Here is a 1962-nt window from a genome sequence, read left to right on the forward strand (position 1 = left end):
TTTGGACGGCTTGTACGTGAAACTTCGCCGCGATACGGTAGAGAAAGAAGTCATTTATGTGGTGTTAGGAGTGAATGAAGAAGGGTATCGAGAAATTCTGGATTTCTTCGTGGGAGGACAAGAAAGCGCCTATGTATGGCAGGAGATTCTCCAACAGCTCTACCAAAGAGGCGTCAAGGAAGTGCTTCTTGGCGTCTTCGATGGCCTTCCGGGGCTGGAGGAAGCCTTTAAGGCGGTTTATCCGAAAGCCGATGTGCAGCGCTGTGTCGTGCACAAAGTCCGCAACACCCTAAATCGTGTTCGGAAAAAAGACCAATTCGAAGTGGCCGAGGATCTCAAGCTGATTTATCGCGCGCCGAATAAGGAGATGGCGTTACAAATGTTTCAACAGTTTGAGTCGAAATGGTCCAGCAAATATCCAAGAGAAGTTCAATCTTGGGCCAATGAGTTGGATGTCCTCCTTACATTTATGGATTATCCAAGCAGTATTCGAAGTGTGATTTATACGACCAATGCCATCGAACGAACGATCAAGGAAATTCGGAAACGTCTCAAGCCGATGAACAGTTTGAGCAGTTTAGAAGCCGCGGAAAAAGTCGTGTATTTGACCATCCAAGATTTTAATGAGAAATGGGCAGGGCGAAAGTTAAGATGATTTGCCGAAGCGCAGGAAGCCCTTCAACGAATGTTTGAAGAACGTTATTGTTAACCAAATATTGTAAATAAACAAAATAAGGGGATTCTCCCTTTCTACACAAAAGACTGAATATTCAGTCTCCTGTGTGGAGAAAATCAGTCCCCTATCAATTCAAATCCATTTCAGAGAAACCCTACCCCATTTACATTACACAAAATTCTTGACGGTACCTAATTTTTAAAACTCCTTTCCATTTATATTAATATATAATCACTAAATATAGTGATTTACATAATATGGATTTTGTTTCTCAAAATGATGCATGCCACGGCTTCACCTAGTTCACTTTATAATGATTTCTCCTCCAATATCTTGTTTATCGGATTGTCTATAGCGCCAATTGAACTTAAAAGCTATTTCTTTGACGTCGTCAGGTAATCGGGGGCTAATGACAAATTGTAGGTCAATATGTTGATTACTGCCTGAACCACCTGAAAAATAGCAATCATAATCCGGACCTATATATAAGTCCCATTCTGTTGGTTCTCGATGATGTTGTTCCGTGTTATCCACACTGTCGTCAATATGAAGGTTTAGAACACTCGCATTATCATATTGTTGTAAATGTGTTATATAATAAATTCTTGTTCCTTCATTATAAAATTTCATGACAGGCTTTATATTGCGAAATCCGGTAGGCTCAACTTTTGGTTGGAACAGTTTATCATTGCCCATGACTCGAAATATGTAACGTAAATGGTCTTCGTATAATCCGAATTCTTCGGCCCATTCTTTGATTTGTTCAATTGGTGGAAAACTTTGGTTAAAATTTGAAATTGATTTTCTCTTAGCTATCAGTTCGCAAAGTTGTTTATCAAGAGTGCGAAGCTTTTCATTGTAATGCTTTGCTGGATGATCTTTTTGATAGCTGTCCAAAAGAAATCACTCCATTCCATGTTAATTAGGGTTTGTCACATAAAGCGTATCGTCCGACTCTTCAAAGTTTTCCTGTGTATCAATATTATACCAAATTTAGATGATGTATAAAAGTTTGTGTAAAGCATTTTGCTAGACCAAAAGAAAAAAGGTAGGGTATTCTCTGATTTAGCCATAACACATTCCAGAGAAAGGAGTACCCTACCTATGTCTAAAAGAAGTATACCGAATGTCGACTGGGCAAATCAACTGGAAAGTGTTATTCGTCAATTTGTGAAAGAAAAATTAGAGCTGATTATGCGGGAAGAAATGAAAAATTTCCTCGAAATCGAACAGGCTGGAACACCGAATATGAGAAACGGCTACTATCAGCGAAATCTAGATACGCA

Annotated in this window: 2 protein-coding genes and 1 pseudogene; 2 read left to right on the forward strand and 1 reads right to left on the reverse strand. The window is 39.0% G+C overall.

All coding sequences use genetic code 11. The features are described from left to right. A partial coding sequence (locus tag CCB157_RS16345; RefSeq protein ID WP_143287120.1) for an IS256 family transposase occupies positions 1 to 655 on the forward strand: 655 nt, incomplete at its 5' end. A gap of 324 nt (positions 656 to 979) precedes the next feature. Here CCB157_RS16345 and CCB157_RS16350 read toward each other — a convergent pair. Next, positions 980 to 1573, reverse strand: coding sequence for a hypothetical protein (locus CCB157_RS16350; protein ID WP_077616885.1), 594 nt, complete (start codon positions 1571 to 1573; stop codon positions 980 to 982). Between the two features lie 207 nt (positions 1574 to 1780). On the opposite strand from CCB157_RS16350, the pseudogene CCB157_RS16355 reads away from it, so the two are divergent. After that, positions 1781 to 1962 (forward strand): annotated as a pseudogene (locus CCB157_RS16355) (IS256 family transposase); the annotation flags it as partial.

It is taken from the genome of Caenibacillus caldisaponilyticus (assembly GCF_002003465.1).
Lineage (GTDB): Bacteria > Bacillota > Bacilli > Bacillales > Sporolactobacillaceae > Caenibacillus > Caenibacillus caldisaponilyticus.